Origin of the sequence: Thermanaerovibrio acidaminovorans DSM 6589 (genome assembly GCF_000024905.1) — a bacterium.
Classification (GTDB): Bacteria; Synergistota; Synergistia; order Synergistales; family Synergistaceae; genus Thermanaerovibrio; species Thermanaerovibrio acidaminovorans.
Map to the genome: position 1 here is coordinate 1,842,475 of NC_013522.1, position 6,000 is coordinate 1,848,474.

A 6,000-nucleotide genomic window follows, 5' to 3' on the forward strand; every position below is an offset into this window, starting at 1 on the left:
AGAGAGGGTGAAAAATATAACTATATATCCGGGGCCCCAGTGGCTCCCGATGGAGGAGGCGCAGCCAAATGTGGGAGAAGGACAACTCGATATACCAAGTGAAGGAGATCCGCACCAAGACCACCTGCTACCTGGGGGTGGGGGCCATCGACAAGATCGATCCCATAATGGAGAGGCTGTCCGCCCTGGGACACCGGACCGTGCTGGTGGTCTCCGGCAGGTCCTCCTACAGGACCTGCTGGGACAAGGTGCAGAAGGCCTTCGAGAGGCACTCGGTGTCCTACGTCCACTACGACCGGATAACCCCCAACCCCACGGTTGATTCGGTGGACGAGGCGGTGGCCCTTGCCAGGGAGGCCAAGGCCACCGCGGTGGTTGCCATAGGGGGTGGCAGCCCCATAGACGCCGCCAAGAGCGCCGCAATCCTTATGGAGAACCCGGGCTGGGACGCCAGGGACCTGTACCAGCTCAAGTTCGTCCCCGAGAAGGCGTCTCCCCTGGTGGCCATAAACCTGACCCACGGCACCGGCACCGAGGTGGACCGGTTCGCGGTGGTCAGCATCCCCGAGAGGGAGTACAAGCCCGCCATCGCCTACGACTGCATCTACCCCATGTTCGCCATCGACGACCCGGCGCTGATGACCTCCCTGCCGGCGGATCAGACCAGGTTCGTGTCCATCGACGCGGTGAACCACGTGATCGAGGCCTCCACCACCGTGGCGGCCAGCCCATACTCGCTTCTCCTGGCCAGGGAGACCGTCCGTCTTGTGGCGGAGCACCTGCCCAGGGCCCTAAAAGATCCCACGGACCTGGAGGCCCGATATTATCTCCTGTACGCCTCCATGATCGCCGGGGTGGCCTTCGACAACGGCCTCCTGCACTTGACCCACGCGCTGGAGCACCCCCTGTCGGGGGTGAGGCCCGACCTGGCCCACGGGCTGGGGCTAGCCATGATCGTCCCCGCAGTGGTGAAGAACGTCTACCCCGCCAAGCCCCACGCCCTGGCGGAGGTGCTCTCCCCCATAGCCCCGGGCCTCAAGGGGGATCCATCGGAGGCCATGGAGGCCGCCAGGGCCCTGGAGGACTGGCTCTTCTCCGTGGGGGTCACGTCGAAGCTCTCCCAGGAGGGGTTCGGGGAGGAGCACATCCGAAAGCTGGTGAACCTGGCCAAGGAGACCCCGTCGCTGGACACGCTACTGGCCCTCTCGCCGGTGGAGGCCACCGACCAGGTGATCGAGGACATATACCGCACTTCACTAAAGCCCCTTCCCAGGTGATCCAGGAGCCTTGGGAAAGTGAGAAAAGGGGGGAGGGGGCTATGCCCCCTCCCCCCAGGTCTTACCGGTCCATCCGCCGGGGCTACTTGAGCTTGAGGCTCATCACCGCCCGGGGCTCCAGGATTCGGAAGGCGAACGTCTCGGTGAAGAAGAGACGCACCGTGGTGGAGTCGTGGGCCTCGTAGCCCAGGGACATGTCCTGTCCCAGGGTGAGCTGCAGGTGTCCCCCCGCCAGGGAGACCAGAAGGGCCCCGTCCAGCGCAGGGGCGTAGATGACCTTGTCCACCAGCTCCGCCAGGTTCTTCCTCATGGGGTATGGCTCCGAGAAGCCGTCTATGGCGGCGAAGAGCTTGTCCCCCCCTACCAGAGCGAATGGCCCCTCCACCGAGGCCCCCATGGTGCGGACCCCCTTGGCTATGCCCATGATCATGTCCTTGCTCTTGGAGACGCTGAGCTCCGCGGTGTAGCCTGCACTCTTGACGATCCCCTCGATGCAGCCCTCGTCCAGGCCGTGGTAGATGGCCCGCTCCTCAAACTCCGCCATCTTCCGGGCCGCATCCTCAAGGCTGGATAGATCCACGTCCACCGCTCCCCGGGAAATGTCATCCAGATCCCAGATGCTAATCTCGAAGGAGACCCGGGTCTCAATCATGGGCTGGAACTGGCGGACGCCGAACCGGACGGCCCCCTTCTGCTGCCCCTCGGGCAAAACCAGCCTGCCGGTGCCGAAGCCCGGGAAGTCCCACCCCTTGGGGCCCTCCACGTCCACGAACCGCCGGGCGCTGAGGTTTTCCCTGAGTATCACCCGGGCCTGCTGATCCAGGACACCCCAGGCCTCCTGGGATATGGGAGCAAAGCCTCTCTTGAGAACGTCCATGAAAACTGCCTCCCTTCCGACCCGCTAGGGGCTATCAGACTATCTTGCCTATGCCAAGGGAGGTCGCCACCGGGGACGGGGAAGATGCGGATCCGCCGGCGGCCTCCTCCTCCACCTGGGTAACCGGAACGGTGGTGAACAGGTAGGTCCTCAGCGCCTCATCGAAGGCGGGGATCCTGCGCCGGAGCCACTCGATGCACATGACCGCGTGCTCGATCTCCTCGTCCCGGTTGTGCAGCACCAGGTCCCTAAGCTCCGGATCGGAGGCCAAGGCTGCCCTCTGGTGGTAGTAGTCGATGGCCTCCACCTCCTCCCGGAGGCTGGCCAGCGCCCTGGAGATGTCCCGGTCGCTCTGACTCAGCTCACCGGCGGGCTCAAAGTATCCCATGTTCATACCCCCCATCGTATTTATGGTTCCTTAAGGGGTATTGTACAACATGAGGGCCCCGGCTGGGTGAGAAAAAGGCAAGTAGATCGAAGAGTTTTAGATTAGTCCTTGGAGGCCTTGTGGAGGTACATGGCCTCGTCGGCCCGCTGCATCAGGGACAGGGAGTCCCTGCCGTCTCGGGGGTATATGGCCACCCCCAGGCTGGCGCCGAGCCGGACGTTGACGCCGCTCAGGACCACCGGCGAGTCGAACTGGGAGGCCACCTTGGCCACCACCGAGAAGGCCGCCTCCTCGCAGGGGAGCCCCTTTATTATCATCACGAACTCGTCCCCCCCTATGCGGGAGACCGTGTCGGAGGCCCTGACGCAGGACTTGAGCCTCCTGGCCACCTCCTTGAGGGCCTCGTCCCCCATCAGGTGCCCCAGGGTGTCGTTTATCTCCTTGAAGCCGTCCAGGTCTATGAAGATGAGGGCGAAGAACCGGTCCTCCCCCCCGGAGGACTCCATTATGGCCAGCTCTATCTCCTCGAAGCACGCCGCCCGGTTGGGCAGCTCCGTAAGGGGGTCCTTCATGGCCATGGCCTTTATGGCCCGCTCCCGCTCCTTGGAGTCGGTGATGTCTATCACCTGCAGCAGGTACCCCCGGATCATCCCGTCCCGGTCCTCAACCTTTGATATGAAGACCCGGGCCTCCAACAGGGAACCGCAGGCCTTGACCAGCTGGCAGTCCACCCGCTCGTTCCTGCTCCTGCCGCTCATTAGCCTCTTAAGGGGCCCCACTATGCGGTTCCTGGACCCCTTCCGGAGGAAGTCCCCTATGGGACGTCCCACCACCGTGTGCCTGAACTGCCCCAGCATGCCGCACATGGACGTGTTGGCATCCAGGATCAATCCCCGGGGGGAACAGAACACCGCCCCCACCAGGGACTCCTTGAAGAAGATCCGGTAGACCTCCTGCCTGGTGAAGAAATCACACATGAAGGACTCGACGCTCTCCACGTCCATCACCCCCCGGGGATCACCCAGGTCCCCCAAAGAAGCCTCTATGACACCGCCCCCCCACGGAGATATTACCACATAAAAAAAGATAAGTTAATTGCCTCCCCGGGTCAATATCCTGGCCACGTCCCGGCCCGCGTAGGGCCTCTTGAGCCGCCGGCAGGCCTCCACCATGGATCTTAGCTTGGACGGGTCCTCAAGGATCTCCTCCACCTTGTGGTCCGTGGCCTTCACGTGGAAGACCGCCTTGGCGGCCCCGTTCTCCAGCAGGTAGTCGCTGTTCCTCTGCTCCTGTCCGGGGATCGGGTCTATTATCAGCATTGGCTTCTCCAGGCAGAGGACCTCGGAGGAGCTGAGTCCCCCGGGCTTCATCACCACCGCGTCGCAGGCCTCGTAGAGGGAGTTTATGGGATCCACGTAGCCGAAGACCCTGACGTTGCTTTTATCGGCGAACCGGCGCTGGATCTCCAGTTGCCTCTTCCTGTTGTTTCCGCACACCACCAGCACCTGCCAGCGGTCCCGCCTGGCCAGGGCGGACACCGCATCGTCCAGGGGGCCGACCCCTATCCCGCCGCTCATTACCAGCACGGTGGTCCTGTCCTCCTGGAGCCCCAGGGACCTCCGGGCCTGGTCCGCCGGGATCCGCTGGAGGAAGGAGGGGCTCACGGGAATTCCGGTCAGGTACACCCGCTGGGTCAACCCGTCCTCCCGGTACTGGAGCACCGCCTCATGGCTTGCCACGAACCAGCCCCTGAATAGGGGGTTCCGGTGGAACACGTGGCTCAGGAAGTCGGTGTTAACGTAGTAGACCGGCACGCTCCCCAGGAACTCCTCCGCCACCGCCCCGGCGCCGAAGAAGTGGGTGAAGACAATCACGTCCGGTCCGAAGGACCTAAGGCGCTTGATTAGCCTACGCAGGTTTATCCTGGCGGTCAGCTCGTTTATGGAGTTTAGCACCCCGTCCCGGGCCTTGGGGTCGTCCATGGCGTTGTAGAAGTATCCCCAGAGCCTTGGGGCCCGCTTCACCATCTCCAGGTAGGAGTTGGCGATGAAGGCCTTCACGAAGGGGGATCCGAAGGACAGCACGTCCAGGCACTGGACCTCCCATTGAGGGCTCTCCAGCTGGATCCACCGGGAGAGGGCCAGGGCGGCGGTCTTGTGCCCGGTGCCCACGCTGGAGTAGAGCACCGCGATTCGGCCCATCAGCCCAACTTCCCCCTGAACAGGTCCCCCAGGGTGAACCCCACCTCCTGGGAGCTCTCCCGGTGGCTCATCATGGCGGTGGAGATGGAGGAGAAGATCTGCTCCCGGGTGAAGTTGGCGGGGAAGTAGACCGCCGCCGCGTCGTCGTGCCCGCCCCCCCGGATCCGGCGCCCGTCCTTGAGGAGCGACACTATCCGGCCCGACAGGCCGGAGCGGCTCCGGAGCGACACCGCCCAGTCCCCGGCGTAGCGCCTGGCCAGCACCGCCACCACCTCCGGCGGGTTGTCCATCCGGTCCAGCACCAGCCCGCAGAAGTCGGACACGTCCCCGAACTCAAGGATCCCATCGTCCAGCAGGGCCAGGTCCCCCCTCCGGTCCAGCGACTCCAGGGCCATCCTGAACCGCTCGTCCTGCCGGGCGATGAAGTCCCGGGCGGCGTCCAGCTCCATCCGGTCCATCACGTGGGATGGGTTGGAGGAGAGCCGCATCAGGGCCCCGTGGGGGGACATGATGGTGATTAGCGCCTGCCATAGCCTGGACTCCTCCCGCTGGCCCAGCCAAAGGTCCCGGTCGTTGGCGATCTCCACCAGCTCCTCCATGTGAGATACCGGCCCGTCCTGACCGGTCTCCTTCAGGTACCGGTAGTAGACCTTGGCGGCGCACATGGAGGTATCCACCCTTATCCAGGTCCTGTTCCCGTACTTCTCCTTGGTGCTGGCGTGGTGGTCGAAGAAGATGGGCCTCTCCAGCTGTACCCCCTCGCTGTCCCTGTCCAGCTTGTCCACCGTGTCCTGCCTCTGGCACGAGAGGTCCAGCACCATCAGGTCCTCCCCCTTGTCGATCCCGTAGGAGACCAGGGAGTCCACGTCCCCGTAGCCGCAGAGGGTGACCTTTATTGGCCACCGGCTGGTCCTGTTGGCGTGCCACGCCACCGCCGCGGCGGTTATCCCGTCCAGGTCCGTGTGGCTTATTATGTGCAGAAGCCCACTCATCGAGCCTCCCCCTTCCTTACGCTCTAAGCTCCCGTTGAAACCTCTACCGGATTATATCCCATGGGGGTGGGGCGTTTTGTCCACCAAAGTTATCCACCAAGGTGGATAACTTTCCACAATCGCCTCCTGTCCACCGGATCAAGGTTGGTCCATCAACGTCAAATTGTCTAAATCCACATGATCCACACGAATCCACCGATTGCAAGCCGGGAGGAAATCCACAAATACAACCACATCATGTGGATATGTGGAAAACTCCTGTGGA

Annotated in this window: 6 protein-coding genes; 1 reads left to right on the forward strand and 5 read right to left on the reverse strand. The window is 63.4% G+C overall.

Going from position 1 to position 6,000, the window contains the following annotated elements:
* Positions 1–68 precede the first annotated feature (68 nt).
* A complete protein-coding gene (locus tag TACI_RS09100; RefSeq protein ID WP_012870483.1) occupies positions 69–1,277 on the forward strand; it encodes an iron-containing alcohol dehydrogenase in 1,209 nt (402 codons plus the stop codon).
* A gap of 82 nt (positions 1,278–1,359) precedes the next feature.
* Here TACI_RS09100 and TACI_RS09105 read toward each other — a convergent pair whose 3' ends face one another.
* The 5 genes from TACI_RS09105 to TACI_RS09125 all read right to left on the reverse strand — a co-directional run bounded on the left by TACI_RS09105 (position 1,360) and on the right by TACI_RS09125 (position 5,735).
* Positions 1,360–2,154 carry a family 1 encapsulin nanocompartment shell protein gene (locus TACI_RS09105; RefSeq protein WP_012870484.1) on the reverse strand — a complete coding sequence of 265 codons (795 nt, stop codon included), beginning with the start codon at positions 2,152–2,154 and terminating at the stop codon, positions 1,360–1,362.
* A gap of 34 nt (positions 2,155–2,188) precedes the next feature.
* Positions 2,189–2,542 (reverse strand): encapsulin-associated ferritin-like protein, encoded by a 354-nt coding sequence (locus TACI_RS09110; RefSeq protein ID WP_012870485.1) that lies wholly within the window; start codon positions 2,540–2,542, stop codon positions 2,189–2,191.
* A gap of 101 nt (positions 2,543–2,643) precedes the next feature.
* Positions 2,644–3,618: a sensor domain-containing diguanylate cyclase gene (locus tag TACI_RS09115; protein WP_242601112.1), complete on the reverse strand. Its 975-nt coding sequence runs from the start codon at positions 3,616–3,618 to the stop codon at positions 2,644–2,646.
* Positions 3,619–3,633: 15 nt separating this feature from the next.
* A complete protein-coding gene (locus tag TACI_RS09120; RefSeq protein ID WP_012870487.1) occupies positions 3,634–4,743 on the reverse strand; it encodes an MGDG synthase family glycosyltransferase in 1,110 nt (369 codons plus the stop codon).
* Positions 4,743–5,735, reverse strand: a complete 993-nt coding sequence (locus tag TACI_RS09125; RefSeq protein ID WP_012870488.1) for a DHH family phosphoesterase — start codon at positions 5,733–5,735, stop codon at positions 4,743–4,745. The genes TACI_RS09120 and TACI_RS09125 overlap by 1 nt, the downstream gene beginning before the upstream one ends.
* Positions 5,736–6,000: the final 265 nt, after the last annotated feature.

Bases quoted from the DNA above. Each gene is read 5' to 3' on its own strand.
- TACI_RS09110 (WP_012870485.1), bottom strand. From the start codon at position 2,542: ATGGGATACTTTGAGCCCGCCGGTGAGCTGAGTCAGAGCGACCGGGAC.
- TACI_RS09120 (WP_012870487.1), bottom strand. From the start codon at position 4,743: ATGGGCCGAATCGCGGTGCTCTACTCCAGCGTGGGCACCGGGCACAAG.
- TACI_RS09100 (WP_012870483.1), top strand. From the start codon at position 69: ATGTGGGAGAAGGACAACTCGATATACCAAGTGAAGGAGATCCGCACC.
- TACI_RS09125 (WP_012870488.1), bottom strand. From the start codon at position 5,735: ATGAGTGGGCTTCTGCACATAATAAGCCACACGGACCTGGACGGGATA.
- TACI_RS09105 (WP_012870484.1), bottom strand. From the start codon at position 2,154: ATGGACGTTCTCAAGAGAGGCTTTGCTCCCATATCCCAGGAGGCCTGG.